18 protein-coding genes and 1 pseudogene are annotated in these 26,279 nt (G+C 61.0%); 8 read left to right on the top strand and 11 right to left on the bottom strand.

Annotated features, from left to right (window positions below):
* Positions 1 to 37: 37 nt before the first annotated feature.
* On the bottom strand, positions 38 to 1,600 hold the full coding sequence (locus CX511_RS15390) for an EAL domain-containing protein (protein WP_101293514.1): 1,563 nt from the start codon (positions 1,598 to 1,600) through the stop codon (positions 38 to 40).
* Positions 1,601 to 1,908: 308 nt separating this feature from the next.
* Here CX511_RS15390 and hppD point away from each other — a divergent pair, with 308 nt between their 5' ends.
* On the top strand, positions 1,909 to 2,985 hold the full coding sequence (gene hppD, locus CX511_RS15385) for a 4-hydroxyphenylpyruvate dioxygenase (RefSeq protein WP_045183079.1): 1,077 nt from the start codon (positions 1,909 to 1,911) through the stop codon (positions 2,983 to 2,985).
* 61 nt (positions 2,986 to 3,046) lie between these two features.
* On the opposite strand, the gene CX511_RS15380 is transcribed toward hppD, so the two are convergent.
* Positions 3,047 to 3,850 carry a CSS-motif domain-containing protein gene (locus CX511_RS15380; RefSeq protein WP_158240008.1) on the bottom strand — a complete coding sequence of 268 codons (804 nt, stop codon included), beginning with the start codon at positions 3,848 to 3,850 and terminating at the stop codon, positions 3,047 to 3,049.
* A 107-nt stretch (positions 3,851 to 3,957) separates the two neighbouring features.
* On the bottom strand, positions 3,958 to 4,662 hold the full coding sequence (locus CX511_RS15375) for a type 1 glutamine amidotransferase domain-containing protein (RefSeq protein WP_101293512.1): 705 nt from the start codon (positions 4,660 to 4,662) through the stop codon (positions 3,958 to 3,960).
* Positions 4,663 to 4,816: 154 nt separating this feature from the next.
* On the opposite strand from CX511_RS15375, the gene CX511_RS15370 reads away from it, so the two are divergent.
* Positions 4,817 to 5,275 carry a nucleoside deaminase gene (locus CX511_RS15370; RefSeq protein ID WP_045183072.1) on the top strand — a complete coding sequence of 153 codons (459 nt, stop codon included), beginning with the start codon at positions 4,817 to 4,819 and terminating at the stop codon, positions 5,273 to 5,275.
* 167 nt (positions 5,276 to 5,442) lie between these two features.
* Here the strand turns inward: CX511_RS15370 and CX511_RS15365 are convergent, their stop codons facing one another.
* The 5 genes from CX511_RS15365 to mhpT form a co-directional block, all read right to left on the bottom strand.
* Complete coding sequence (locus CX511_RS15365; RefSeq protein ID WP_045183070.1) at positions 5,443 to 6,498, bottom strand: HEAT repeat domain-containing protein; 1,056 nt, start codon at positions 6,496 to 6,498, stop codon at positions 5,443 to 5,445.
* A 248-nt stretch (positions 6,499 to 6,746) separates the two neighbouring features.
* On the bottom strand, positions 6,747 to 8,171 hold the full coding sequence (locus CX511_RS15360) for an efflux transporter outer membrane subunit (protein WP_101293511.1): 1,425 nt from the start codon (positions 8,169 to 8,171) through the stop codon (positions 6,747 to 6,749).
* Entirely contained in the window at positions 8,168 to 11,347 is a 3,180-nt protein-coding gene (locus tag CX511_RS15355; protein WP_045183066.1) for an efflux RND transporter permease subunit, read from the bottom strand. Before CX511_RS15355 ends, CX511_RS15360 begins: the two co-directional genes overlap by 4 nt.
* A 12-nt stretch (positions 11,348 to 11,359) precedes the next feature.
* Positions 11,360 to 12,601: a multidrug efflux RND transporter periplasmic adaptor subunit MexE gene (gene mexE / locus CX511_RS15350; protein ID WP_101293510.1), complete on the bottom strand. Its 1,242-nt coding sequence runs from the start codon at positions 12,599 to 12,601 to the stop codon at positions 11,360 to 11,362.
* Between the two features lie 238 nt (positions 12,602 to 12,839).
* The gene (gene mhpT, locus CX511_RS15345; protein ID WP_045183062.1) at positions 12,840 to 14,066 is read right to left on the bottom strand and encodes a 3-(3-hydroxy-phenyl)propionate transporter MhpT; all 1,227 of its coding nucleotides are present in this window, start codon (positions 14,064 to 14,066) and stop codon (positions 12,840 to 12,842) included.
* Between the two features lie 305 nt (positions 14,067 to 14,371).
* Here mhpT and CX511_RS15340 point away from each other — a divergent pair, with 305 nt between their 5' ends.
* Positions 14,372 to 15,682 carry an OprD family porin gene (locus CX511_RS15340; protein WP_101293509.1) on the top strand — a complete coding sequence of 437 codons (1,311 nt, stop codon included), beginning with the start codon at positions 14,372 to 14,374 and terminating at the stop codon, positions 15,680 to 15,682.
* Positions 15,683 to 15,687: 5 nt separating this feature from the next.
* Here the strand turns inward: CX511_RS15340 and CX511_RS15335 are convergent, their stop codons facing one another.
* On the bottom strand, positions 15,688 to 16,167 hold the full coding sequence (locus CX511_RS15335; RefSeq protein ID WP_045183058.1) for a MarR family winged helix-turn-helix transcriptional regulator: 480 nt from the start codon (positions 16,165 to 16,167) through the stop codon (positions 15,688 to 15,690).
* A 191-nt stretch (positions 16,168 to 16,358) separates the two neighbouring features.
* Between CX511_RS15335 and CX511_RS15330 the strand changes: the two genes are divergently transcribed.
* The 5 genes from CX511_RS15330 (at position 16,359) to CX511_RS15310 (ending at position 23,687) form a co-directional block, all read left to right on the top strand.
* Positions 16,359 to 17,189, top strand: coding sequence for a p-hydroxycinnamoyl CoA hydratase/lyase (locus CX511_RS15330; protein WP_045183056.1), 831 nt, complete (start codon positions 16,359 to 16,361; stop codon positions 17,187 to 17,189).
* Between the two features lie 90 nt (positions 17,190 to 17,279).
* Positions 17,280 to 18,728 (top strand): aldehyde dehydrogenase, encoded by a 1,449-nt coding sequence (locus tag CX511_RS15325; protein ID WP_045183053.1) that lies wholly within the window; start codon positions 17,280 to 17,282, stop codon positions 18,726 to 18,728.
* A gap of 52 nt (positions 18,729 to 18,780) precedes the next feature.
* Positions 18,781 to 20,664, top strand: coding sequence for a feruloyl-CoA synthase (locus CX511_RS15320; protein WP_101293508.1), 1,884 nt, complete (start codon positions 18,781 to 18,783; stop codon positions 20,662 to 20,664).
* Complete coding sequence (locus CX511_RS15315) at positions 20,661 to 21,902, top strand: thiolase family protein (RefSeq protein WP_101293507.1); 1,242 nt, start codon at positions 20,661 to 20,663, stop codon at positions 21,900 to 21,902. The genes CX511_RS15320 and CX511_RS15315 overlap by 4 nt, the downstream gene beginning before the upstream one ends.
* A gap of 24 nt (positions 21,903 to 21,926) precedes the next feature.
* A complete protein-coding gene (locus CX511_RS15310; RefSeq protein ID WP_101293506.1) occupies positions 21,927 to 23,687 on the top strand; it encodes an acyl-CoA dehydrogenase in 1,761 nt (586 codons plus the stop codon).
* A 192-nt stretch (positions 23,688 to 23,879) separates the two neighbouring features.
* Here CX511_RS15310 and CX511_RS15305 read toward each other — a convergent pair whose 3' ends face one another.
* On the bottom strand, positions 23,880 to 24,176 hold the full coding sequence (locus CX511_RS15305) for a hypothetical protein (RefSeq protein ID WP_082071306.1): 297 nt from the start codon (positions 24,174 to 24,176) through the stop codon (positions 23,880 to 23,882).
* Between the two features lie 106 nt (positions 24,177 to 24,282).
* A pseudogene (locus CX511_RS15300) lies at positions 24,283 to 25,985 on the bottom strand (AMP-binding protein).
* Between the last annotated feature and the right edge of the window lie 294 nt (positions 25,986 to 26,279).

Here is a 26,279-nt window from a genome sequence, read left to right as displayed (position 1 = left end):
AGAAGGGCGCACAGCCACCCATGATCATACGCATGTATCAGTGGCTGACCACCAGCGGCGGGTGTTGGGTTGCCAGGGCCTGGATGAACGCTTCGGCCGACATTGGTCGGGCGAACAGGTAGCCTTGCTGGAAATCGACGTTGTGCCGGTCCAGGTAGTCACGTTGCGCTTCGGTTTCCACGCCTTCGGCGACAATCCCCAACCCCAGCTTGCTCGACAGCTCAATGACACTGTCAAGGATATGCAAGGACAGCGCGTCGCCGCCGATCATGGCGACAAAGCTCTGATCGATCTTCAGGTAGTCGACTTTGAACTGCTGCAGGTAGGCGAGGCTGGACTGGCCAGTGCCAAAGTCATCCAGCGCGATCAACACCCCCAGCTCATGGAGTTTACTGAACAAGGTATGGGTAACCTCGCTGGGGACGATGAGCTTGCGCTCGGTCAGCTCCAGGGTGAGCACCACTTTGTCCGCAGGAAAGGCAGCAAGAAAGGCTTGGCAGTCGTCGTACAGGGTCAAGTCCTGGCAGTGGTCAGCCGTGATATTAATGCCGACATGGAAGCCGTCGTCCAGTGTGTCGGCATGGGGGGCCAACAGCTCGGCGGTGCGCTGCATCAGTTGGCGGGTCATCGGCACGATCTGGCCACTGTGTTCGGCGTACGGAATGAACAGGTCCGGGCGCACCAGGCCATCACGCGGATGTTGCCAGCGCATCAACACTTCCACGCCGGCCCAGCGGTAGTCGCCACGGCGCACCACCGGCTGAAAATAGGGCAGAAACTCCTGGGCCTCCATGGCGCGTTGTAATTCGGCGCGCGGTGAGGTGACCCGACGCAATTGCCAGTAGCAGGTCACACCGGCGATGGCGCCAAGCACCACCAGCAGGCCGAACAGGGCCGGGTATTCACTGCGCATCAACTCGCCGACCTTGCCTTGGGCGTAGCCGCTGTGGATGGAGAACGGATAGCGCGTCGACGTGACTTGGGCAGCAGCGACTTCAGCGACTGGCAGTGGACCATCCTTGACGTTGCCATCACGGTCCATCCAGTGCGAGCCGATTTGCAGCAGCGGGTGAGCATCCGCATCGAGCAGGTGCAGGGCGCTGATCAGGTGATCGCCATCCACCGTACTGATGGCGCCGCGATCACCTTCAGTGACGCGGTACACCAGCAGCGCATGGCCGGGGGTTACGGAGTTCCCGCTCATCAGCCACAGTGTGCCCTGGGTATAGTCGCTGTCATGCACCGGTTCGCTATAGGGGCCGAACAGCGAACTGCAATACAGCTCACCGCGGTACACCAGGTTGGTGGAGCGCACGAAGGCGCGTCGGGTGACCTGGTCGCGCAGGGCCAGTTTTTCCTCGACGCAGGGAAGCCCTGCCAGCGGCAGCAGGTCCCGGGCAGCGGCGGAGATATTGTCGAGGATGCGTTCGATCTGGGTGGCCGTCTGTTTGGCGCTGGCCTCGCTGCGGCCTTGCAATTCGCGCTCGGCCTGCCAGTACATGATCAGCAGCCCGCAAAGAACCGGCAGGGCACCCACCAGCCACGGCAACAGCAAACGCAGCGGGCGACGCGGGCGGCGATGGTGTACCGATAGGGGCATGGCGACTAACCTGAAAGAACCGAACTGTGCAGAGGATAGCCGTACGTCGCCAAGGTGACTGCACTTAAAGTGCGACAAATTGGATTACGCACTGTAGAATCACCTTACGCATACAATAATAAGGTTCCTCATTAACGAGGAATCAACCCGCCGAGAATGGGTCCATATGAAGTGTCATGGGTTCAAGCTGATCTATGGAGACTACCTCGCACGCAGTGTGAGGGGCATCTCCTGCGCACCGCCATCTTCGCTCGACATCGATAGCAAGTAATCACCGTTTTTAACGCTTTGATGATGAGGTATTGAGCATGGCCGACATTTTTGAAAACCCGATGGGCCTGATGGGCTTTGAATTCATCGAGTTCGCCTCGCCCACCCCGGGCGTGCTGGAGCCGATCTTCCAGATCATGGGCTTCACCAAGGTGGCCACCCACCGTTCCAAGGATGTGCACCTGTACCGCCAGGGCGACATCAACCTGATTCTGAACAACGAACCGAAAAGCATCGCGTCGTATTTTGCCGCCGAGCACGGGCCGTCGGTTTGCGGCATGGCCTTCCGTGTGCGTAACGCCCATGAAGCCTATGCGCGTGCGCTGGAGCTCGGTGCTCAGCCGGTGGAAATCGAAACCGGTCCGATGGAGCTGCGCCTGCCGGCGATCAAGGGTATCGGTGGTGCACCGCTGTACCTGATCGACCGTTTCGAAGAAGGCAGTTCGATCTATGACATCGACTTCCATTTCATCGAAGGTGTCGACCGCCATCCGGTTGGGGCTGGCCTGAAGATCATCGATCACCTGACCCACAACGTTTATCGCGGCCGCATGGCCTACTGGGCGGCGTTCTACGAGAAGCTGTTCAACTTCCGTGAAATCCGTTACTTCGATATCAAAGGCGAATACACCGGTCTGACCTCCAAGGCCATGACGGCGCCTGATGGCATGATCCGCATCCCGCTGAACGAAGAGTCGTCCAAGGGCGCCGGGCAGATCGAAGAGTTCCTGATGCAGTTCAACGGTGAAGGCATTCAGCACGTCGCGTTCCTCACCGATGACTTGCTCAAGAGCTGGGACGCCCTGAAGAAGATTGGCATGCGATTCATGACCGCACCGCCTGACACCTATTACGAAATGCTCGAAGGCCGCTTGCCAGGTCACGGCGAGCCGGTAGGTGAATTGCAGGCGCGGGGCATCTTGCTGGACGGCTCTTCGCAGCCCGACGACAAGCGTCTGCTGCTGCAAATCTTCTCGGAAACCCTGATGGGGCCGGTATTCTTCGAGTTCATTCAACGCAAGGGCGATGATGGTTTCGGCGAAGGTAACTTCAAGGCGCTGTTCGAGTCCATCGAGCGCGATCAGGTCCGCCGAGGTGTGTTGAACGCCGAGTAATCCGGGTCAGCCACAGGAAAGGCCATTGGGCTTAACCCCAATGGCCTTTTTTGTTGCGCTTTCAACGCTGGGGTGATGCTGGGCGGGCTCTTTCTCTTCTGAACAAGCCCCAAGAGGCGGCTGCGGAGGTCATGATGCCTACCAGCAGCAGTGAGGGTAGGGTTGCTTGCATCGCCTGACGTACGGCCTGCCAGGATTCCCCGGCTGGGTAGCCCGCATGGACGGTGTACCCATACCGCTCCGAGATCAGTTGTATGGTGTTTTCTGCATGGTTGGGTACCTGGTAGGACTCACCATTGGCCGTTGCCCAGACAAATTGCTGACCAAATTGCAGGCTGAGTACGACTGAGTTCTGGAACCCGAGCAGCTCTACCTGCAAGGCCCGAAGGTTGGCGGCAGTGATGACGGCGTGATCGTTCGCCTGAAGTCGATACAGCAGGATGGGCGTATCCGGGGTTGCTCTGTTGCTGGTGTGTATGCGCAGTCGCCCGTTGATGTAGCTATCTGCCGCCATTGCAATGTCAGTCGAACCATAGAGGGTGTTGCAGTAAATCCGCTCCTGTTTTTCGAGTGACAATGAGCGTGCATTCGGCTGTCGGACTAACGTTTGACGTAATTCGGACAGAACGTCTTCGCACGGGCTGCCCAGCAGCTCCACGGCCTGTCTGCTGGTGGTGTGTAGCGACTCGACCACTCTGTCAATTGCATACACGGCTTCACGTGCCGTTACCTCAATCGTTTCTTCTTGTTTACGGTCTACTTGCCATACGAGTACGAGCAAGCCGCAGGCGATCGGCGCCATTCCGATCAGAACGGTCACCAAAAACTCGATCACACTACGCCCGGCGTTAGGGGCTGAAACCATGGTGGGTGCCTCTATGCTGAACCGGTGGTCAGCATAGAGAAATGCCCCTGAGGCGCCTGTAGGCACCATTGTTAGCGTTTGTAGTACCTTTCAGCGAGTGAGCCAGGTCAAACGTGTTTACGGCCGCCCAATGCTGTCAGCACCAACTCAGCTACCGCGCCAGCGGACTTAGGGTTCTGACCCGTAATCAACCGGCCTTCCTTTTGGTCAGTGATGGCAAACGGCTTCCATGGGTCGTCTGCCTTGCGATAGAGGCCGCCTCGAGCGAGCAGTTCGGTTTCGGTGAGGTAGGGCACCACTTTGTCCAGTTCAGCCAGTTGTTCTTCGACGTTGGAGAAACCGGTCACTTCGCGATCTTTGACCAGGAGTGAGTTGTCACTGAGCTTGATGCTGAGCAAGCCTACGGCACCATGGCAGACCGACGCGACCACCCCTCCGGCTTCGAAGATCCTACGTGCTAAACCCTGAAGCTCGGTATTCTCCGGGAAGTCCCAGATAACGCCATGCCCGCCCGCGTAGTAGATCGCGGCATAGTCCTGAGCCTTGACCTGGCCTGGGTTTAGACTGTTGCCCAGGCGGTTCATGAACGCCTTGTCGTTGTACCACTGCCAGTCAATGTCTTCAGCCATGGTCAGGCTATGGGGATCAATCGGCACGTAGCCACCGGCAGGGCTGAGGTAATCGACTTTGTAGCCGGCTTTTTCGACTTTTTCGACAAAATGCACCGCCTCACCCAACCAGAGCCCGGTGGCACGCTTGAGTGTTGGGTATTTGGCCGTATTGGTCAGCACCACCAGAATCTTCTTGCTCATCACCAGGCTCCCTTCGCTGGATCGGACCCGGTCCGGCCGGATCACCGAGGAAAACCCCTACAGCATAGTAGTGCTTGGCTGGGTTGCCATTCCTGGCTGGCGGTATGCTAGCCTTGCTGCAACCTTGAAGTTAGCCAGTGGAGTCAAGCGCCTCATGAGCAGCACCCCAACGCAAACAGATGAATTCATGCAGGCCGCTATCGACGAAGCTCAACAGGGGCTGGCTGAAGGTGGGATACCGATCGGTTCAGTGCTGGTGCACAAAGGACGGATCATCGGTCGTGGGCATAACCGGCGAGTACAATCGGGCAGCGCTATTTTGCATGGCGAAATGGATGCGCTGGAGAACGCCGGCCGTCAATCCGCCCAGGTGTATGCCGAGTCGACGCTGTACACCACCTTGTCTCCCTGTGCGATGTGCAGTGGCGCAATTCTGCTATACGGGATCAAACGGGTGATCGTCGGTGAAAACCAGACGTTCATGGGGGAAGAAGCGTTGCTTGAATCCCGTGGCGTGACGCTGCAGGTTCAGCACAATGACGCCTGTATCAGCATGATGAAAAATTTCATTGCCGCTCGGCCAGCGCTGTGGGACGAAGACATCGGCCGCTAATACCTTGCGCCCCGGCGCTGCGCCCTAGGCTCTGTATGAAAAGTTTTGAGACGAAGGTCAGGCAAGACGAAAACAGCCGAGGAAGCGGAGTTTACGGGTTGTAGATGAGCATTCCGAGGCTGTTTTCAGCGCAGCATCACCGAGTATCAAGGCTTATCGTACAGAGCCTAGAGGCCCTGCTGTACCAGCGGGTCATCGGGGTTCAACTGCTCGAGTTGCGCCAACAGAACCTGCACATTCTGCATCTGCCCGGTTTCTTTCCAGTATTCAATCAACAGTACCCTGGCTTTGCGGTTGGCCGGATCACGAGAAAGCAGTGTTTCGAGCTGCTTCTGTGCCGGTTCTACCTGGTCGAGCTGATGCAGGCTGGTGGCCAGGGTGTAACGGTACTCATTGTTGTCCGGTTCCAGCTCCAGGGCCCGGGCGAAGGCCAGCAGGGCATACTCGTCCTGGCCATGACGCAGCAGCCAACGCCCCAGTTCGTGCTGCAGGAAGGCGGAGTCCGGCTGCAACTGCAAGGCATTGGCTAGAACTTGGCGCGAGGCATCGGTCTGGCCTTGGCGCTCCAGCACCTGAACGTGCACGGCCAGAGCCTGAAGGTTGTCAGGCTCCAACTGCAGGGTTCGCTCCACGGCTGCGGTCGCGTCTTGAAAGTTATTTTCGTGTAGATACAACTGAGCCAGGTGTAACTGGGCGGCTGGGTCGTCGGTCTGTTGCGCAAGAACGTGTTGATACTGCTCAAGCGTGTGCTGCAAGGGGTTGAAATATAGGCCGATATCGTCCGGCCCCAATTCCAGTAACGCATCGACCACGGCAAAGCGCACACTTTGCTCTTCATCATCGAGTAGCGGTGCAAGTACCAGGCTACGCTGGGCACCGGGCAGCATTGCCTGAATGCTGGCGATCGCCGCGCGACGTACCAATGGATCGTCGTGCTGCAGGTCTTGGCTGGCCAATTTCAATGCCAGGGGTGAGGGGTAATTGGGCAGTTCAGCGTAGAGGCCGGCGCGGCGTATGGCGGAAAGGTCCGTGCGCTGCAGTTGCTGATATAGCACCCTGGCTGCACCGGGCTGGCCGTTATGAGCCATGGCGACCGCTTTGCTGTAAGAGTGCTTGAGTGCTGGCGTCGGGGTAGGGCTGTCGCCACGCCAGAAATACACCGCCAGGCCCAAAACGAGAAGCAGGATCAAGCTGATAAGGGTGTATTGGCGTTGTTTCGACATGGGTGAATCCGGGGCGCGCAACCGACAAAGGCGTCAGCTTGGGTCAGTAGGGGGGGCGACGTCAAATGGAGTACACGCTGGCGAGCAAGAGACGCCTGAGGGTTGGGTGTTTAGGGAGCGGGCTGATCGCGCGCGTCAAGCACTCAGCCCCTTGCGCCGATAACCTTTGAAACACCACAAAAAAGCCCCGCGAGCGCGAGCAGGCGAGGCAAAGGGCCGGTCAGAAACCAACCAAAGGAGCGGTTGAATCAGTTGATGGTGGCGACGCGCTCGGTTTGCCAGCCGCCACCCAGGGCCTTGTAAATGGCGACGATGCCACGGTAAAGGTCCACCTCACCCTGGGCCTGAGCGTCTTCGGCGCTCAAGCGCTCACGTTCAGCGTCGAGTAGCACCAGGTAGTCCACCGTGCCTTCGCGATAGCGGATCGACGCCAGATCGGCAGCCTTGCGACTGGCCTCGCTCTGGCGTAGCAGGGCGAGCAAGCGTTGCTGACGTTTGCTGTAGTCACTGAATGCGTTTTCCGACTCTTCCAGGGCCAGCAAGACCTGCTGCTCGTAATTGGCCAGCGCCCCTTCGGCATCGGCATTGGCACCGCGCAGACGCGCGCGCACACTGCCCAGGTCGAACGCAGCCCACGTGATGCTCGGCCCCAAGGCCCAGGCTTGTGCCGCTGACGAACCCAATTGCGAGCCGCGAGCAGCGGTAAAGCCGAGGAAGCCGCTAAGGCTGACCCGCGGGAACAGGTCGGCGGTGGCCACACCAATGTTGGCGGTCGCCGCTGCCAGTTGGCGTTCGGCACTGCGGATATCCGGACGACGTTTGAGTAGTTCCCCCGGATCACCCACCGGCAGGGCCTTGGCAATGGCCGGCAGTTGTGCCGGTGACAGGTCGACCCTCAAGGCGTCCGGACGTTGCCCCAGCAGGGTGGCAATACGATTGCGTGCCCGTACCTGTTCAGCCTGCAGTTGCGGCACCGTGGCTTCCACCTCTGCCAATCGTGCATCAGCCCGCACTACATCAAGGTCGTTGCCGACGCCGGCGTCGCGCAACGTTTCAGTGATGCCCCGCGAATCCTCCTGGGTCTTGAGGTTGGCCAGGGCAATTTTCTCGCGTAGTTGCGCCCCCCGCAGTTGACCATAGGCATCGACCAGCTCGGCGATCAAGCTGACCTGCAGCTGTTGCAGGTCGGCCTGGGCTGCATCCTGCTGGGCCTCACTGGCTTCCAACTGCCGTTGGATGCGACCGAACAGGTCCAGCTCCCAGGCCATGTCCAGGCCCAGATCATAGCGCTCGCTATTGACCCGGTCCTCGGTCTGCCCTGGTATTTGGCCCTTGCCCAACTCGCTGCTGACGCGGCTGGTCACGGTCGGCAGGGCATCGTTGCTGACGTCGTCGCGAATTGCCCGGGCTGCCTTGAGGCGGGCAAAGGCCACACGCAACTCGCGGTTGCCTTGCAGCGACTGGCTGACCAGTTGGTTGAGTACTGGGTCATCAAACTGCTTCCACCAGGTGCTTTCGAAGCGACTACGGTCAAACGTCGTCCTGGCGTTCGGCTCATTGGCGGCGCTCAGTTGCGCCGCCGCAGTATCCGGGGTCTTGTAGTCCGGCCCGACGGCGCAGGCCGCCAGGGCCAGCACCAGCAGGTTGGGAAGCATAAGTTTCAAACGGTTCATGCGTGGCTCTCCAGCTTCAGTACACGAGCCGCCTTGCGCGCCTGGCTGCGTTCGACATAGCGACGGATCAGGACAAAGAACACCGGTGTCAGCAGCAGCCCGAAGAAGGTCACCCCGATCATTCCGGAGAACACCGCCACACCCATGGCATGGCGCATTTCGGCACCGGCACCCGAGGAGAACACCAGCGGCACCACACCCATGATGAAGGCAATCGAGGTCATCAGGATCGGCCGCAGACGCAGGCGGCAGGCTTCCAGTACCGCTGCCAGGGGATCGAGGCCTTCGGCCTGTTTGTCCTTGGCAAACTCGACGATCAGAATCGCGTTCTTACACGCCAGCCCCACCAGTACGATCAAGCCGATCTGGGTGAAGATGTTGTTGTCACCTCCCGACAGGATCACCCCGGTGATCGCCGACAGCAGGGTCATCGGCACGATCAGGATCACCGCCAACGGCAGGCTCCAGCTTTCGTACTGAGCGGCCAGCACGAGGAAGGCCAGCAGTACGCAAAGCGGGAAGACGAACAGCGCGGTATTGCCGGACAGAATCTGTTGGTAGGTCAGCTCGGTCCATTCGAAGGTCATGCCATTGGGCAGTTCTTCCTTGAGCAGTTTTTCGATGGCCTCTTCCGCCTGGCCGGAGCTGTAGCCGGGGGCCGCGGCACCGTTGATTTCGGCGGTAATGAAGCCGTTGTAGTGCATCACCCGGTCAGGCCCCGAGGTATCGCTGACTTTGATGAAGGTCGCCAGCGGGATCATCTCGCCCTGGTTGTTGCGCACTTTCAGCTGACCGATTTGCTCCGCTTCGAGACGGAACTGTTGTTCTGCCTGGACGTTGACCTGATAGGTACGGCCAAAACGGTTGAAGTCGTTGGCATACAGCGAGCCCAGGTAGATCTGCAGGGTGTCGAAGATATCGCTGATGGCCACACCGTGGGTCTTGGCCTTTTCCCGGTCGATGGCGGCATCGACCTGCGGCACGTTGACCTGATAGCTGGTGAACAAGCCGGCAAGCTCTGGCACGTTCTGACTTTTGGCGATGATGTTCTGGGTTTCTTTGTACAACGCCTCGTAACCCAGGTTGCCACGGTCCTCGATCTGCAGGCGGAAGCCACCGATAGTGCCCAACCCCTGTACCGGCGGCGGTGGAAAGATCGCGATGTAGGCGTCTTCGATATCAGCGAACTGCGCGTTCAGCGCGGCGGCAATGGCCGCCGCCGACTGGCTCGGGTCCTTGCGCTCATCGAACGGCTTGAGCGGCGTGAACACGATGCCGCTGTTCGGGCTGTTGGTGAAACCGTTGATCGACAGGCCTGGGAAGGCCACCGAGTCAGCCACGCCCGGCTGTTTGAGGGCGATCTCGCTCATCTTTTTGATCACCGCTTCAGTGCGATCGAGGCTGGCTGCGTCGGGCAGTTGAGCGAAGGCCACCAGGTATTGCTTGTCCTGCGCCGGCACGAATCCGGTCGGTGTCGAGGAGAAGCCCAGCCAGGTCATGACGATCAGGCCGCCATAGACGAACAGGGCAATGCCACTGCTGCGGATGACCCGGCCGACGGCACCGACATAGCTATGACTGGCACGGTCGAAGAAGCGGTTGAACGGGCTGAACAGCCAGCCACCCAACAGGCGTTCAAGTACACGGGAGAATCGGTCCTTGGGCGCGTGGTGTTCTTTGAGCAGTACCGCTGCCAGCGCAGGCGAGAGGGTCAGCGAGTTGAACGCCGAGATCACGGTCGAGATGGCAATGGTCAAGGCGAACTGCTTGTAGAACTGCCCGGTAAGGCCGGAGATGAACGCGGCGGGTACGAACACCGCACACAGTACCAGGGCCGTGGCAATGATCGGCCCGGTCACTTCGCCCATGGCCTTTTGCGTCGCCTGCAAGGGGTTCAACCCCAGGCCGATGTTACGCTCGACGTTTTCCACCACGACGATGGCGTCGTCCACCACGATACCGATGGCCAGCACCAGGCCGAACAGCGACAGCGCGTTGAGCGAGAAACCGAACAGGTGCATCACTGCAAAGGTGCCGATCAAGGAGACCGGTACGGCCACCAGCGGAATGATCGAAGCGCGCCAGGTCTGCAGGAACAGGATCACCACCAGGACCACCAGCACCAACGCTTCGAACAAGGTGTGAACCACCGCCTCGATCGAGCCGCGGACGAACACAGTGGGATCGTAGACGATGCTGTAGTCCATGCCTTCGGGGAAGTCTTTCTTGAGCTCAGCCATTTTCGAGCGCACTTCATCGGAGATCTCGATGGCGTTGGACCCAGGGCGCTGGAAGATCGGGATGGCCACCGCCGGCTGGTTGTTCAGCAGTGAGCGCAGGGCGTACTGGCTCGACCCCAACTCGACCCGTGCGATGTCCTTGAGGCGGGTGATTTCACCCTCGGCACCGGAGCGAATGATGATGTTCTCGAACTCTTCTTCGGTGACCAGGCGACCCTGGGTGTTGACCGACAATTGAAAGCTGGTGCTGCCCGGTGCGGGTGGCGCGCCCAACTGACCCGCAGCGACCTGACGGTTCTGCTCGCGAATGGCGGCGACCACGTCACTGGCGGTGAGGTTGCGCGAGGCGGTCTTGTTCGGGTCAAGCCACACCCGCAGGGAGTAGTCGCCCATGCCGAACAGCTGCACATCACCCACGCCGCCCAGGCGCGCCAGCTCATCCTTGATGTTGAGGATGGCGTAGTTGGACAGGTAGAGCATGTCATAACGGTTGTCCGGCGACGTCAGGTGCACAACCATGGTCAGGTCGGGCGAGGCCTTGTCGACGGTGATACCGATCCGGGTCACTTCCTCGGGCAGCTTGGGCTGAGTCCGGGTCACCCGGTTTTGCACCTGCACCTGAGCGTTGTCCAGGTCAGTGCCCAGCGCGAAGGTGATGGTCAGCGTCAGCTTGCCGTCGGCGGTGGACTGAGAGGACATGTACAGCATGTTTTCCACACCGGTGATGGCCTGCTCCAGCGGTGCGGCGACGGTTTCGCCGATCACTTTCGGGTTGGCGCCTGGGAAGTTGGCGCGTACCACCACGGTCGGCGGGACCACTTCAGGGTATTCGCTGATTGGCAGCTGGAACAGCGAGATGCTGCCGGCAATCAGGATCAGCAGCGACAATACCGCGGCGAAAATCGGCCGGGTGATAAAGAACTTGGAAAAATTCATCGGACCGATTCCTTAACCGCGCGATGCCGAGGCACTGACGAGTTTGACGTTGGCAGGGGTGCCAGGCTTGCCCTGGATGCTGGCTTCCAGCGCCTGGCGTTGCTGGGCGAGGGCGGCGAGGGTGGCCTCACTGGCCATCGGCGTGTCCTGCGGATCGACCGCCGAGCCCGGACGTACCCGTTGCAAGCCCTTGACCACGATGCGGTCGTCCTTGCTCAGGCCATTGCGCACAATGCGCAGGCCTTCAAGTTTTGGCCCCAGCTCGACGGCGCGGTAAGCGGCTTTGTTGTCCTTGTCCATGACCAGCACGAACTTCTTGCCAAGGTCGGTACCCACTGCTTCGTCATTGATCAGCACGGCTGAGTAGGTGGCACTGCCGACCAGCTTCAGGCGCGCATACAAGCCAGGAGTGAATTGCCCGTCGCGGTTGTCGAACACCGCCCGGCCACGGATGGTGCCGGTCTTGGGGTTGACCTGGTTGTCGACGAAGTTCATCTGGCCCAGGTGCGGATTGCCGGTTTCATTGGACAGTCCCAGGTACACCGGTGTGCTTTGACCGCGCTGGCCGTCGCGGGCCAGTTGGGTGTACTTGAGGTAGACGCGCTCGTCAGCGTCAAAGTAGGCGTAGACCTTGTCGGTGGACACGACGCTGGTCAACGGCGTGACATCGGCGGTGACGATGTTGCCGGCGGTGAATTGTGCGCGACTGACCCGGCCGCTGATAGGCGCGGTGACGCGGGTGAAACTCAGATTCAGGCGGGCCAGGTCCAGTTGCGCCTGAATGGCGGCGACACCGGCACGAGCCTCAGCGGCGGCGCTGCTGCGCGACTCGGCCAACTCTGCTGAAATGGCGTTGCTGTTACGCAGACGATCACCACGGCGGGCTTCGTTTTCACTGCGAATGGCGGTGGCGCGAGCTTGCTGCAATTGCGCTTCGAGGCGACGCACCTCGGCCTGGAACGGGCGCGGGTCGATCTGGAACAGCAGGTCACCTTTGTTGACCTGAGCGCCTTCGGTGAAAGCGACTTGATCAATCTGCCCGGAGACCCGTGGCCGCACTTCTACGGTCTCGGGGGCTTCCAGGCGACCGGTGAACTCATCCCATTCATTGATCGGTTGCTCCAGTACCTTGGCCACGCTGACCTTGGTCGCCGCCTGTGTCTGGACGGCTTCCGGGGTACGACCGCAGGCACTCATCACCAGTACTGCAAGTAGAGCCAGGGGGTAACGCAAAGGTTTGAGTGACTGTTCCATGGGATGTCCGCCAATTTATTGAGAATGGGCGGATTCTGCGAGTTGTAACTATTAACGACGAATCGAATGGGGCGAAGGTTATTATCATTGGGAATGATATGAGGCCTGTGGCTCGCCAGTTGTAGCCGCTGCCGACAGGCTGTGGTCGGGCGTGAAACAGCCGTCATTCAGGCCCTTGCGGGTTGCTGGATGACGACTGCTTTGCAGTTGATTGCAGCCTGGCGCCAGCGGCTACAGATCAATCTCCTACCGGGTTAGCCGCTGGGTGGCGGCGCGTTTTGCCCTGATCGGCGGGGCGCTTGAGGACACGCATCACTGCCAGAGCGGCCACCACCAACCCGGGTGAGGCGGCCAGCAACACACCCACCGTTCCAGCCCCTGCTGCAAGGATCTGCCCGGCCGCCAACGGCCCACTCACAGAGCCCAGGCGACCGATGGCCACCGCGGCACCGACACCGGTGGCGCGGATCGTCGTGGGATACAGGGGTGGGGCCAGGGCATACAACACCAGTTGCGCAGCCATCACGAACAGCCCGGCGGCGAAGCCAGCAGCGGCCATGGCCATGAGCCCGACCGATAACCCAAGCCCGGCCAGTGCGGCCAGTAGCCCGAGATAAATGCACAGTACCACCTTGTGGGGATTGCAGCGGTCGAGCAGCACGCCACCGAGCAGTGAGCCCAACGCACCGCCGATGTTGAACAGCATCTGCACCATGCCAGCGTCAGGTTTACTGAAGCCCTGGCCGATCAACAGCGAAGGCAGCCAATTAAGCAGCATGTACATCACGGTGAGGGTGAAGAAGTAACTCAGCCACAGCGCCAGGGTCGAGCCGGCTCGCCCTTCACCGAAGAGTGCGGTAGTGGTCGACGCCCGACCGCTACTGCTGGCGTTGCGTTCAAAGGCCAGCGATTCGGGCAACAGCGCCAACATCAACGGCACTGCCAGCAGTGGCGCAAGGCCACCTATGATAAAGGTCAGTTGCCAGTGCTCATGGGCAAACATGGCCACCAGTGCCGCCAGCGCTCCGCCCAAGGGTACGCCCGCGTACATGATGCTGATGGCGGTGCTGCGCCGCTGTTCGCTGACCGCCTCGGCGCACAGGGCGATCAGGTTGGGCAGGGCGGCGCCCAGGCCCAGGCCGGTCATCAAACGTGCCAGGAGCAGTTGCGGGTAGCTGTCGACATAGGCGGTCCAGAGCGAAAACAGGCCAAACAGGATGACCGCCGCCACCAATACCTTCTTGCGTCCGATGCGGTCGGCCAGCCAGCCACCAAAGAACGCGCCAGGCAACAGGCCGACAATGCTGGCGCTGAATACCCAGCCAAGCATCTTCGGGTCCAGGGCAAAGCTCTGGCGTAAACCGGCCGCCGCCGTGCCGGCTGACTGCAGGTCGAAACCTTCGATCAGCGCGACGATAAAACACAGGGCAATTGTCAGCGTCGATCGACGCGATGAACTGTTCATTGGCACGAGCCTCATTCTTGTTGTTCTGATCCGCCGGGTAGCTCCGGCGTGAAAATAAGATTAACAAATATAACTAAATTTACAGCGGTTTTTTACCCAGGCTCTCAGAGGGAGAAAACGCCATGACCATCAGCGACTTAGCATTGAGATTAGCTGGCTTAGGATTAATAGTTAATAAAATTAACGTTCGATTATCGGACGTTGCCGGTTGACGCCGGTAAGGCGGCTTTCCATTCTGCGCATCGCGTGGCGCCTCAAGGGGTTGCGCTGATGCCCAAAACAACAACAAGAAAATGGATACCGCCATGCATGACTGCGTTCGTGACACCCGCATTGCGTCAACGGTGCGTTGGGTTAAAAGGCCAACACTGCTCTGGCTGAGCATTGCACTGATCAGCAATCAGGCGCAGGCCCAGGGTGTGCTGCAGGACAGCCATGCCACGCTGACCATGCGCAACTACTACTTGGACCGCGACTATAAGGATGACGGCGCCAAGCAAGCGGCCCGCGAATGGGCACAGGGGTTTATCCTCAATGTGGAGTCGGGCTACAGCGAAGGGCCGGTGGGGTTTGGCCTGGATACCCGCGGATTTCTGGGCATCAAGCTCGACTCGGCACCGTCACGCAGCGGTACCGAGCTGCTGCCGGTATCTAAATCCGATGGCGAAGCGGCAGACGATTACTCGCGCTTGGCCCTCACCGCGAAAATGCGCTGGCGCAAGTCCGTGGTGAAAAGCGGCGATGTCTCGATCTTCCTGCCGTTTGCTTTTGCCAGCCCGTCCCGGCTGCTGCCGCAGACGTTTCGCGGTACGACGCTGTCGTCCTCGGACGTCGATGGCCTGGTACTGAACACCGGTTACATCGACCGGATCAACAAGCGGGACTCGACCAGCTACGAACGAATGGGGATCGCATCGCCCAACCGCCGCTTCAACGGTGTGGCGACGTCCTCGCACTTGGCTTACGCGGGGGCCGACTACCAGGTCACGCCGGCGCTGGGCGTGCGCCTCTACCATGCCGAACTGGACGACCTGTACCAGCAGGACACCCTGGCAGCGCTGTATGAGCAGCGCTTGGGCCCTGGCACCTTGACGGCGGACCTGCGCAGTTTCTTCAGTCGCGAGGATGGGCGGGGGCTGGCTGGGGAGGTCGACAACCGCAACCTGTCGGCCTTGTTCAGTTACCGCCTCGGGGGGCATCGCCTCGGTATCGGCTACATGCATGCCAGTGGCGATACTGGCACGCCTTACATCGGCGGGACGGAGTTGATGGGCATGAGCGAACTGACCATGAGCTCGGATTTTCTCAATGCCCGTGAGCGCACCTGGCAGGCGATCTACGACTATGACTTCACGGCGGTCGGCCTGGTCGGTTTGAAAGGGCGCCTGCGTTATGTGCGTGGCGACCATATCGAACTGGCGGCCTTTGATGCCGACGGGCGCAAGGAGCGAGAAATGCAGATGGAGCTGGGTTATGTGATTCAGAGCGGGCCGTTGAAGAACCTTGGGCTGCTGGCGCGCAAATCCATCTACCGCAACGACTTTCCGGCAGGCACTGCCTTCCGGGATGAAAACCAGACCCGCTTCCAGCTGATCTACAGCCTGCCGATCTGGTGAATGCGTCAGTCCTGGTAGACCTTCTTCAATAGCCTCAGTAGCTCGGCCCGTTCGTTTTCGTTCAGGGCCGCAGTGGCTTCCAGGTCACTGTCGGCGGCGATCTGCTTGAGTTCCTTGAGCAAGGTCTCACCGTTTTTGCTGAGGAAGATGCCATAGGAGCGCTTGTCCGGTTTGCAGCGGATGCGTACCGCCAGCGCGCGTTCCTCCAGCTTGTTCAGCAACGGCACCACTTGCGGCGGTTCGATGGCCAGGGCGCGAGCCAGGTCGGCCTGCATCAGACCGGGGTTCTGATCAATGATCGCAAGCGCGGAAAACTGGGCAGGGCGCAGGTCATGGGCCGACAGCTTGCCGATCAGGTTCTGAAAGCACTTGAGCTGGGCGCGACGCAGGGCATAGCCGATCAGGTTTTCGAGCGACGCGTCCAGCGCCGCTACCGGGACGTCAGCCTCGGGTGCGGCGGCAGTGCTGTGGGCGGATCTTGCCATCAGGCGGGTTCCTTGGGTGAATAAGAACATTACCTAGTTTGCCTAGATAGACCTGCTATGGCTAGCACGAAGGTCATGAATGCATATGGAAGCGGTAGAAAATTAGTTAATTTAAATAATAGTTAATTGACATAACTAAATTGCAGCGTTAGCGTCTGCACATCGTCCATCGAACAACAAGAGCACACACCATGAGCACATACGAAGGCCGCTGGAGCACCGTCAAGGTTGAACTGGAATCAGGCATTGCCTGGGTCATTCTCAATCGCCCGGAAAAGCGCAACGCCATGAGCCCGACCCTCAACCGCGAGATGGTCGATGTCCTGGAAACCCTGGAGCAGGACGCCGAGGCAGGGGTCTTGGTGATCACCGGCGCAGGTGAATCCTGGACCGCCGGCATGGACCTCAAGGAGTACTTCCGCGAAGTCGACGCCGGCCCGGAAATCCTTCAGGAGAAGATCCGCCGCGAGGCCTCGCAGTGGCAATGGAAGCTGCTGCGCATGTACGCCAAACCGACCATCGCCATGGTCAACGGCTGGTGCTTCGGGGGGGGCTTCAGCCCGCTGGTAGCGTGCGACCTGGCCATCTGTGCCGACGAGGCGACCTTCGGCCTGTCGGAAATCAACTGGGGCATTCCGCCAGGCAACCTGGTCAGCAAAGCCATGGCCGATACCGTCGGGCATCGTCAGTCGCTGTACTACATCATGACCGGTAAGACCTTTGGCGGGCAGAAAGCCGCCGAGATGGGCCTGGTCAATGAAAGCGTACCGCTGGCGCAACTGCGTGAAACCACCGTGGCGCTGGCGCAGAACCTGCTGGAGAAGAACCCGGTGGTACTGCGCGCTGCCAAACATGGCTTCAAGCGCTGCCGCGAACTGACCTGGGAGCAAAACGAAGACTACCTGTACGCCAAGCTCGATCAATCGCGCTTGCTCGACACCGAAGGTGGCCGCGAACAGGGCATGAAGCAATTTCTCGACGACAAGAGCATCAAGCCGGGCCTGCAGACCTATAAGCGTTGAGCACCGCGGCAGCGCCGAGCCATCATGCGCTGCCTGCGGGTATCAGCCCGTACTGACAATTCCCGACAATGACCCTAAAGAGGAATGACGATGTTGCAGGTGCCTTTGCTGATTGGCGGTCGGTCGTGCCCGGCTAGCGATGGAAAAACCTTCGAACGGCGTAACCCGTTGAGCGGCGAAGTGGTCTCGCAGGTAGCGGCGGCCAGCCTGGCGGATGCCGATGCTGCTGTGGCGGCGGCGCAGGCAGCGTTTCCCGCCTGGTCGGCGCTGGCCCCCAATGAACGGCGCAGCCGTTTGCTGGCGGCGGCCGAGCGGATGCAGGCACGCAGTGGCGAATTCCTCGACGCCGCGGGCGAAACGGGCGCCATGGCCAACTGGTATGCCTTTAACGTGCGCCTGGCGGCGGGAATGCTGCGTGAGGCCGCGGCGATGACCACGCAGATCTGCGGTGAAGTCATTCCCTCGGATGTGCCTGGCAGTGTTGCCATGGCGGTGCGTGCGCCCTGCGGCGTCGTGCTGGGGATCGCCCCGTGGAATGCGCCGGTGATTCTCGCCACCCGTGCCCTTGCCATGCCGCTTGCGTGTGGCAATACCGTGGTGCTCAAGGCGTCGGAGTTGAGCCCGGCCGTGCACCGCTTGATCGGTCAGGTGCTGCAGGATGCGGGGCTGGGGGACGGCGTGGTCAATGTCATCAGCAACGCACCGCAGGATGCCGCGGCCATTGTCGAACGTTTGATCGCCAACCCAGCGGTACGTCGGGTCAACTTTACCGGGTCTACCCACGTCGGGCGCATTGTCGGTGAGCTGTCGGCGCGTCACCTCAAGCCGGCGCTGCTGGAACTCGGTGGCAAGGCACCGCTGATCGTGCTCGACGATGCTGATCTGGATGCCGCCGTTGAAGCGGCAGCCTTTGGTGCGTACTTCAACCAGGGGCAGATCTGTATGTCCACCGAGCGTCTGGTGGTCGACAGCCGAATTGCCGAGCGCTTTGTCGAGAAACTGGCGCACAAGGTCGCCGGTTTGCGCGCTGGAGATCCTGGCGACCCAGCCTCAGTGCTGGGCTCCTTGATCGATGCGAACGCCGGTCAACGTATCAAGGCGCTGATTGACGATGCGCTGGAAAAGGGCGCGCGCCTGGTCTGTGGCGGGCAACTGGACGGCAGTATCCTGCAACCGACCCTGCTCGACGGCGTCGATGCCAGCATGCGCCTGTACCGCGAAGAGTCCTTCGGGCCGGTCGCTGTGGTGGTGCGGGCTGAGGGTGACGAGGCGTTGCTGGCGCTGGCCAACGACTCCGAATTCGGTTTGTCAGCGGCCATCTTCAGCCGTGACACGGCCCGCGCTTTGGCGCTGGCCCAGCGCGTGGAATCTGGCATCTGTCACATCAACGGGCCGACGGTTCACGATGAGGCGCACATGCCCTTTGGCGGCGTGAAGGCCAGTGGCTACGGCAGCTTTGGCGGTCGTGCAGCCATCGAGCACTTCACTCAGCTGCGCTGGATCACCTTGCAGCACGGGCCGCGACACTACCCGATTTGATGGGGCAGCTCAGCGGCCTTTGAATGTACAACAATAACAAGGAGCACCCTGCGTGAAACCCGCCATCAGCCCACGTGCGTCAGACCCTCTCGCCACGCCGCGTTACCGCCAGGTAGCCATCGGCCACCCCGATGTTGAAGTGAGCCAGGTGGATGGCATCCTGCGCATGCGTGCCAAAGAGCCACTCGCTCCGTTGCCTGCGCGTCTGCTCGAGCGCCTGCAGCACTGGGCTCGGGTGCGGCCGCATCAGACCTTTATCGCCGCGCGTGATAGCGCTGGAATGTGGCGTGAGGTCAGTTATGCGCAGATGCTCGAACAGGTTCGGGCGATTGCCGCCAACCTGCTTGGGTTTGGGCTGTCGGCGCAGCGTCCGTTGGCTATCTTGTCGGGCAACGACATCGAACATCTGCAGATTGCCTTGGGCGCCATGTACGCCGGTATTGCGTACTGCCCGGTGTCACCGGCTTATTCGGTGTTGTCTCAGGATTTCGCCAAGTTGCGCCATGTCTGTGAGGTGTTGCAGCCGGGCCTGGTGTTTGTCAGCGACACAGCGCCGTTTCAGCGTGCTATCGAAGCGGTGATCGACCCCAGGGTGCCGGTAGTCAGCCTGCAGGGAGTGCTGCCTGGTCGGCCTCAAGTGGCCTTTAGCCGTTTGCTCGACAGCCCCGACGTTGCGGCTGCCGATGCTGCCTTTGCTGCAACTGGAGCGGATACGATTGCCAAGTTTCTGTTCACCTCCGGCTCGACCAAGTTACCCAAGGCGGTGATCACCACCCAGCGCATGCTGTGCGCCAACCAGCAGATGCTGCTGCAGACGTTCCCGGTGTTTGCAGAAGAACCGCCGGTGCTGGTTGACTGGCTGCCGTGGAACCACACCTTTGGCGGCAGTCACAACCTTGGGATTGTGCTGTACAACGGCGGCAGCTTCTATCTGGATAGCGGTAAACCGACGGTGCAGGGCTTCGCTGAAACCCTGCGCAACCTCAAGGACATTTCACCGACCGCTTACCTGACGGTCCCCAAGGGCTGGGAGGAGCTGGTCAAGGCGTTGGAGCAGGACGCAGCGTTGCGCGAGCGCTTCTTCGCCCGTATCAAACTGTTCTTCTTCGCCGCTGCGGGGCTTTCGCAAAGCATCTGGGATCGCCTGGACCGTGTCGCCGAACAGCATTGCGGTGAGCGTATCCGCATGATGGCGGGGCTGGGCATGACGGAAGCGGCACCGTCGTGCACCTTCACCACCGGCCCCTTGTCGATGGCCGGTTACATTGGCCTGCCGGCACCTGGCTGTGAAGTGAAGCTGGTACCTGTGGGCGACAAGCTGGAAGGGCGCTTTCGCGGGCCGCACATCATGCCCGGCTACTGGCGCGCCGAGCAGCAGACCGCCGAGGTATTCGATGCTGAAGGCTATTACTGCTCAGGTGATGCCCTGAAACTTGCCGACCCTGACAACAGCCAGCTGGGGCTGATGTTCGATGGGCGTATCGCCGAAGATTTCAAGCTGTCTTCCGGGGTGTTTGTCAGCGTTGGCCCGCTGCGCAACCGTGCGGTGCTCGAAGGCTCGCCCTATGTGCAGGATGTTGTCGTCGCCGCACCTGACCGTGAGTGCCTGGGCATTCTGGTATTTGCCCGGTTACCTGAATGTCGCCAACTGGCTGGCCTCGAACCTGGCGCCAGTGATGCGCAAGTGCTGACCAGCGCCGCGGTACGTGAGTGGTTCGCGCACTGGTTGCAGCGTTTGAACCGTGACGCCCAGGGCAATGCCAGTCGAATCGAGTGGGTGGCATTGCTGGAGGAGCCGCCTTCGATCGATCACGGTGAAATCACCGACAAGGGCTCGATCAATCAGCGCGCAGTCCTGCAACGGCGGGCGCAGACGGTGGAGGCCCTGTATCGCGGCGAAGCGTCGAACATGCTGCGTGCGGGGCGCGCAGCATGAGTGGCGCCGGGTTGTGTAGCGTCTTTGACGATGCCGCCATCATGGAAATGGTGCGCACGCCCTGGACCGACCTGGGGGCTGCACTGGCCGGGATCTCGCCCATCGACCTGGGCATCAAGGTTGCCCGTGAGGTGATGGCGCGGGCGGGTATCGATCCGCAGGCGGTTGACAGTGTATTGGCCGGGAGCATGGCGCAGGCCAGTTTTGATGCCTATATGCTGCCGCGCCACATCGGCTTGTACAGCGGGGTGCCACAGGCGGTGCCGGCCCTGGCGGTGCAGCGTATCTGCGGCACGGGTCTGGAAGTACTGCGCCAAGCGGGCGAGCAACTGGCCAGCGGTGTCGAGCTGGCCTTGTGCGTGGGCAGCGAATCGATGTCGCGCAATCCGATTGCCGCCTACAGCCACCGCGGCGGCTTTCGCCTGGGTGCCGCTGTGGAGTTCAAGGACTTCCTTTGGGAGGCCCTGTACGATCCGGCGGCAGGCATGGACATGATCGCCACCGCGGAAAATCTCGCGCAGCATTATGGTCTGAGTCGCGAACAGGTCGATGCCTATGCCTTGCGCAGCCATCAGCAGGCGCTGGCGGCGCAGGCGCGGGGCTGGTTCGCTGAAGAAATTGTCGCAGTAGGCAACGAAACGTTCGCCCCGGAGCACTACCGGCCGCGCAGCATACGTTTGCCACGGGGCGTGGAGGAGGTTGGGCAGGACAGTCATCCACGCTCAACCGACAGCGCCGCCTTGGCGCGGTTGACGCCGATTCACGCTGGCGGTGTGCAGACCGCCGGCAACAGCTGTGCGGTGGTGGATGGTGCCGCGGCGGCGCTGGTCTGTCGTTTCTCGGCCTGTACGCGCCCGCCACTGGCGCGGCTGTTGATGGCCACCGCCGTGGGCGTAGCGCCGCAGACCATGGGCATCGGCCCGGTGCCGGCCATTGAGCTGTTGCTGCAGCGCAGCGGTTTGCGCCTGGAACAGATTGATCGCTTCGAAATCAACGAAGCCCAAGCAGCCCAGGTGCTGGCAGTCGCCAACGCCCTGGAACTGCAACCTGAACGATTGAATCGACACGGCGGCTCCATCGCCTTGGGTCATCCCTTGGCGGCCACCGGTTTGCGCCTGGTACAAACCCTGGCTCGCCAACTGCGCACCGACAACCTGCGCTATGGCATTGCCGCTGCCTGTATCGGTGGGGGCCAGGGAATGGCGTTGCTGATCGAGAACCCGCAATACCACCGTTGAAAACACCACCCGATGAGGTCAGGCATGCAGCAGTACAAGGCGCCGTTGAGCGACATTCAGTTCGTCCTCGAACACTGGCTGCAAGCCCCTGAAGTCTGGCGAGCGATACCGGCCTATCAGGACGTCGACCCCGAGTTGGCGCGCCAAGTGGTGGAGCAGGCTGGGCGCTTTTGCAGCGACGTGTTGGCACCGTTGAATGCGTCAGGCGATCGTCAGGGCTGTCGCCTGATCGACGGGCAGGTACACACACCTGACGGCTTCGCCGCTGCGTACCAGGCCTACGTCCAGGGCGGTTGGCCGGGCCTGGCCTGCGATCCGGCCTGGGGCGGGCAGGGCTTGCCGCAGGTCCTCGACGCGGCGCTGCAGGAAATGCTCTATGCCAGCAATCATGCGTGGGCCATGTACACCGGCATTGCCCACGGTGCTTACCTGTGCCTGAACGCCCATGCCCCGGATTGGCTGAAGGCACGTTATCTGCCGGCGGTGGTCAGTGGTGAGGTACTGCCGACCATGTGCCTGACTGAACCCCAGGCAGGCAGTGATATCGGCCTACTGCGCTGTGCAGCGCAGCCCGAGGCTGATGGCGGCTACAGCATCACTGGCAGCAAACTGTTTATCTCCGGCGGCGAACACGATTTGACGGCCAACATCCTGCACCTGGTGCTGGTGCGCTTACCTGGGGCACCCGCAGGTAGCCGTGGGTTGTCGCTGATGCTGGTGCCCAAATGGCTTGAGCAGGGTGAACGCAATGGCGTGCAGTGCGACAGTATTGAACACAAGCTGGGCATAAAGGGCAGCGCCACCTGTGCCCTGCATTTTGACCAGGCTCGCGGCTGGTTGGTGGGGGAGGTTCACGGTGGCTTGGCGGCGATGTTTGTGATGATGAATTCGGCGCGTTTGCACGTGGGTTTGCAGGGATTGGGGCACGCAGAAGCTGCATGGCAATATGCGCGCGAGTACGCCTTGGAACGTCGGCAGATGCGCGCGCCCAAACGACCGGATCAGGTACCCTCCAGTACGGCAGACCCGATCCATTTGCACCCGGCGATGCGCCGTGTTCTGTTGGAGTTGCGCGTGCGCAGTCAAGGCATGCGGGCGATTGGTTACTGGGTGGCGCACTGGCTGGACCTGGCCGCTGAGGCCGTGCAGCCACCGCAGCGCGAGCGGGCCCGGCAATTGGCGCAATTGCTGACACCGATCGTCAAGGCAAGCTTTACCGAGCAGGGCTTTAGCCTTGCCAGCAAAGCGCTTCAAGTGTTCGGCGGTTATGGCTACACCCAGGAATTTGCCATCGAACAGACCTTGCGCGACAGCCGCATTGCGATGATCTATGAGGGCAGCAACGAAATTCAGGCCAATGACCTACTGTTGCGCAAAGTGCTGGGCGACGGTGGTGAAGCGTTTGCCCTGTTGCTGGAAGAGATGCGTGAGGAAGCCGCGGCGGGCCTTGGCGCGGCCGGGTGTGGGGTGTACGCAGATCGATTGGCGGGTGTTTGCGACAGTTTGCAACGCGTGGTCGACGATGTGTTCGGGCTCAGTGCGCTGGACCCGGAGTACCCTTACCGCGCTGCAGGGGATTTCCTGCAGCTGTGTGCCAGCGGCCTGCTGGCGTTTGCGTGGGCGCGGGCAGCGCGGTGTGTGATGGGCTTGGCGGTAGATGACCCACTGCGTGTGGAAAAACTGGAAAGCGCCGGCTTCTTTTTTGACTACCTGTTGCCAGCACTGGATTACCACGTGGCTGCTGTTCGGGCCGCCGAGGCGCAACTGCCGTTTTTGCGCGGGTAGGGTGGTGTGGGGGGCGAGGCTGGCCCGTTGTAGCCGCTGCCCCGTGAGGCGGCGATCGGGCGTGAAACGGCCGCAACACCTGACCGCAGCGATTTGCCAGAGCCAATGAGGTGCCCGCGTTGCGACTGCGCTACAGTCGATCGCAGCTTCGTGCCTAGGCTACAGCTACCAGCCCAGCCCCGAAGCTCCTATTTACTTACAGTCAGCCAATACTACTTTACAGGTGTTAGGCGTACCCCCGGACCGGCTGGCATAGCGCATACAGTTGTGCAAGGATTTTTGCCGGGCGATTTGCAGCGTAGATCCCCAAGCCAGCCCCCCTTCACCAGCAGTGGGCATGGCTTTGGCGTGGCACGCCGAGCCTGCGTTTGCGGCCTGATAACGAGCCTTCGTCGATTTGCTGGAACATCCTGATGACAATACCAAACCGATGGCGAGCAGGGCTGGAAGGATGAGTGCCGAGCCTCTATACGTTGGTTTACCGCGCATTCAAATGTACCCCTACAAAACCAGCCGCCAGCTTCAGCGTAGTTGCTGGCGCACAAAAGCGGTGAAGAGTATCACCGCTTTTCAATCACTGCGCAGCGGCCTGGGGTCAGCCTTTGAGCTGTGGGAAGTCTTCTTCGAAGTGCTCGTGAGGTCCTCGCGTATCGCTCTGGCGGCGCTGTGCTTCCATCTGCCGTAGTTCCACCCGACGAATTTTGCCGGAGATGGTCTTGGGCAGCTCGGTGACAAACTCAATGCGTCGTACCCGCTTGTAAGGCGCCAAGTGCTCGCGAGCGAAGGCGAGAATGTTGCCGGCCAGCTCAGCGCTGCCGGGTTGATCCTGGGCCAGGATCAGAAACGCCTTGGGCACGGCCAGGCGGAGCGGGTCCGGGCTGGGCACAACGGCCACTTCCATTACCGACGGGTGCTCGATCAGCGCGCTTTCCAGCTCAAAGGGGCTGATGCGGTAGTCGGAGGCTTTGAACACATCGTCGGCGCGACCAACAAAGGTGATGTAGCCCTGTGCGTCGATCTGCGCGGTGTCGCCCGTGCGGTAGTAGCCGTCGCGCATCACCTCAGCGGTCTTTTCCGGGCTGTCCTCGTAGCACAGCATCAGGCCGAGAGGGCGTACGTCCAGCGACAGGGCCACTTCACCTTCAAGGCCAGGTACGCCGTCGGGGTCAAGCATGGTCACCTGATAGCCCGGCAGCGGACGCCCCATGGAGCCCGGTTTGAGTGGCTGACCAGGCGTGTTACCGACCAGGGCGGTGGTTTCTGACTGGCCGAAGCCGTCGCGTAGCGGCAGGCCCACGCGTGCTGGATCTGCTCGATAATTTCCGGGTTCAACGGTTCACCCGCGCCGACCAGTTCACGCAAGCGCAAGCGGTCCTTGTAACTGGCCAGATCCTCCTGAATCAACATGCGCCACACCGTGGGCGGTGCACACAGGCTGGTGACGCCGTAGCGCTCCAAGGCGCCGAGTAAGGCCCGGGCGCTGAAGCGCGTGGTGTTGTGGATGAAGATGCAAGCGCCGGCGTTCCATGGCGCGAAGAGGCAACTCCACGCGTGCTTGGCCCAGCCCGGTGAAGAGATGTTCAGGTGCAGATCGCCTGGCTGTAGACCGATCCAGTACAGGGTCGAGAGGTGGCCAACCGGGTAGCTTTGGTGGCTGTGCAGCACCATTTTCGGCTTGGAGGTCGTGCCAGAAGTGAAGTACAGCAGCATCGGGTCGGTGGCCAGGGTGCGGCCCTTGACCTCGAACCGCTCGCAATAGTCTCTGGCGGCGCTGTGTGCCGTCCACCCCGCGGACGCCGGGCCAACGCAAATCCGGCTGCAGTCCTCACCCAGGCCGACAAACTTGTCCAGATGGGCGCTGCCGACTACCAGGTGGCGAACCTGGCCACGTTCGATGCGGTCGCTCAGGTCCTCCGTGGTCAGCAGGGCCGTGGCAGGGATGACCACGGCGCCAAGTTTGAAGGCGGCCAGCATGGTTTCCCAGAGGGCGATGTCGTTGCCGAGCATCAGCAGGACACGATCGCCACGGCGCACGCCAAGGGCATCCAGGTGGTTGGCCACCTGGTTGGAACGCGCAGCCAGTTGCTGGAAGCTGTAGCGCTGTTCGCTGCCGTCTTCTTCGACGATCCACAGTGCGGTGGCCTGATTCTCCGCGGCCATTACATCAAAGTAGTCCAGCGCCCAGTTGAAGGTTGTCAATTGTGGCCAGCGGAAGTCGCGCACGGCGGTGTCGTAGTCGGTGCGGTGGGCCAGGAGGAAATCACGGGCCGCTAGAAAGGGAAGGCCGTCAGCTGACACACGGGCTGCTGCGGGACCCCTTGCACATGGGGCGCTTTCGGGCACGAGAGGAAGGGGAGCCTGAGCAGGGATAGAGGTATTCATGATGAGTGCCCTTACTTATTGTTATCGAAGGCCTGATTTATTGCAGGGGGCTGATCAGTACCGGCGGATCGAGTATAGGCATGCGTATATCAAGCCAATACACACATTTAACCCTGTTGGTTGTGCAAAAAAGTCTCATGCTGTTGCTTGCGGCGCCGCGTTGCGCGGAGCGATCCGCAGTAGCGCATTCAAAGAGGCGTCTAGATGGCT

The sequence above is a fragment of the Pseudomonas sp. S06B 330 genome (genome assembly GCF_002845275.2).
GTDB lineage: Bacteria > Pseudomonadota > Gammaproteobacteria > Pseudomonadales > Pseudomonadaceae > Aquipseudomonas.
This window is presented reverse-complemented; position numbering and strand designations above follow the sequence as displayed.

Bases quoted from the DNA above. Each gene is read 5' to 3' on its own strand.
- CX511_RS15360 (WP_101293511.1), bottom strand. From the start codon at position 8,171: ATGAACCGTTTGAAACTTATGCTTCCCAACCTGCTGGTGCTGGCCCTG.
- mhpT (WP_045183062.1), bottom strand. From the start codon at position 14,066: ATGAACAGTTCATCGCGTCGATCGACGCTGACAATTGCCCTGTGTTTT.
- CX511_RS15325 (WP_045183053.1), top strand. From the start codon at position 17,280: ATGTTGCAGGTGCCTTTGCTGATTGGCGGTCGGTCGTGCCCGGCTAGC.
- CX511_RS15310 (WP_101293506.1), top strand. From the start codon at position 21,927: ATGCAGCAGTACAAGGCGCCGTTGAGCGACATTCAGTTCGTCCTCGAA.
- CX511_RS15380 (WP_158240008.1), bottom strand. From the start codon at position 3,850: ATGGTTTCAGCCCCTAACGCCGGGCGTAGTGTGATCGAGTTTTTGGTG.
- CX511_RS15370 (WP_045183072.1), top strand. From the start codon at position 4,817: ATGAGCAGCACCCCAACGCAAACAGATGAATTCATGCAGGCCGCTATC.
- CX511_RS15335 (WP_045183058.1), bottom strand. From the start codon at position 16,167: ATGGCAAGATCCGCCCACAGCACTGCCGCCGCACCCGAGGCTGACGTC.
- CX511_RS15365 (WP_045183070.1), bottom strand. From the start codon at position 6,498: ATGTCGAAACAACGCCAATACACCCTTATCAGCTTGATCCTGCTTCTC.
- hppD (WP_045183079.1), top strand. From the start codon at position 1,909: ATGGCCGACATTTTTGAAAACCCGATGGGCCTGATGGGCTTTGAATTC.
- CX511_RS15390 (WP_101293514.1), bottom strand. From the start codon at position 1,600: ATGCCCCTATCGGTACACCATCGCCGCCCGCGTCGCCCGCTGCGTTTG.
- CX511_RS15340 (WP_101293509.1), top strand. From the start codon at position 14,372: ATGCATGACTGCGTTCGTGACACCCGCATTGCGTCAACGGTGCGTTGG.
- CX511_RS15315 (WP_101293507.1), top strand. From the start codon at position 20,661: ATGAGTGGCGCCGGGTTGTGTAGCGTCTTTGACGATGCCGCCATCATG.
- CX511_RS15375 (WP_101293512.1), bottom strand. From the start codon at position 4,662: ATGAGCAAGAAGATTCTGGTGGTGCTGACCAATACGGCCAAATACCCA.
- CX511_RS15305 (WP_082071306.1), bottom strand. From the start codon at position 24,176: ATGCGCGGTAAACCAACGTATAGAGGCTCGGCACTCATCCTTCCAGCC.
- CX511_RS15355 (WP_045183066.1), bottom strand. From the start codon at position 11,347: ATGAATTTTTCCAAGTTCTTTATCACCCGGCCGATTTTCGCCGCGGTA.
- CX511_RS15330 (WP_045183056.1), top strand. From the start codon at position 16,359: ATGAGCACATACGAAGGCCGCTGGAGCACCGTCAAGGTTGAACTGGAA.
- mexE (WP_101293510.1), bottom strand. From the start codon at position 12,601: ATGGAACAGTCACTCAAACCTTTGCGTTACCCCCTGGCTCTACTTGCA.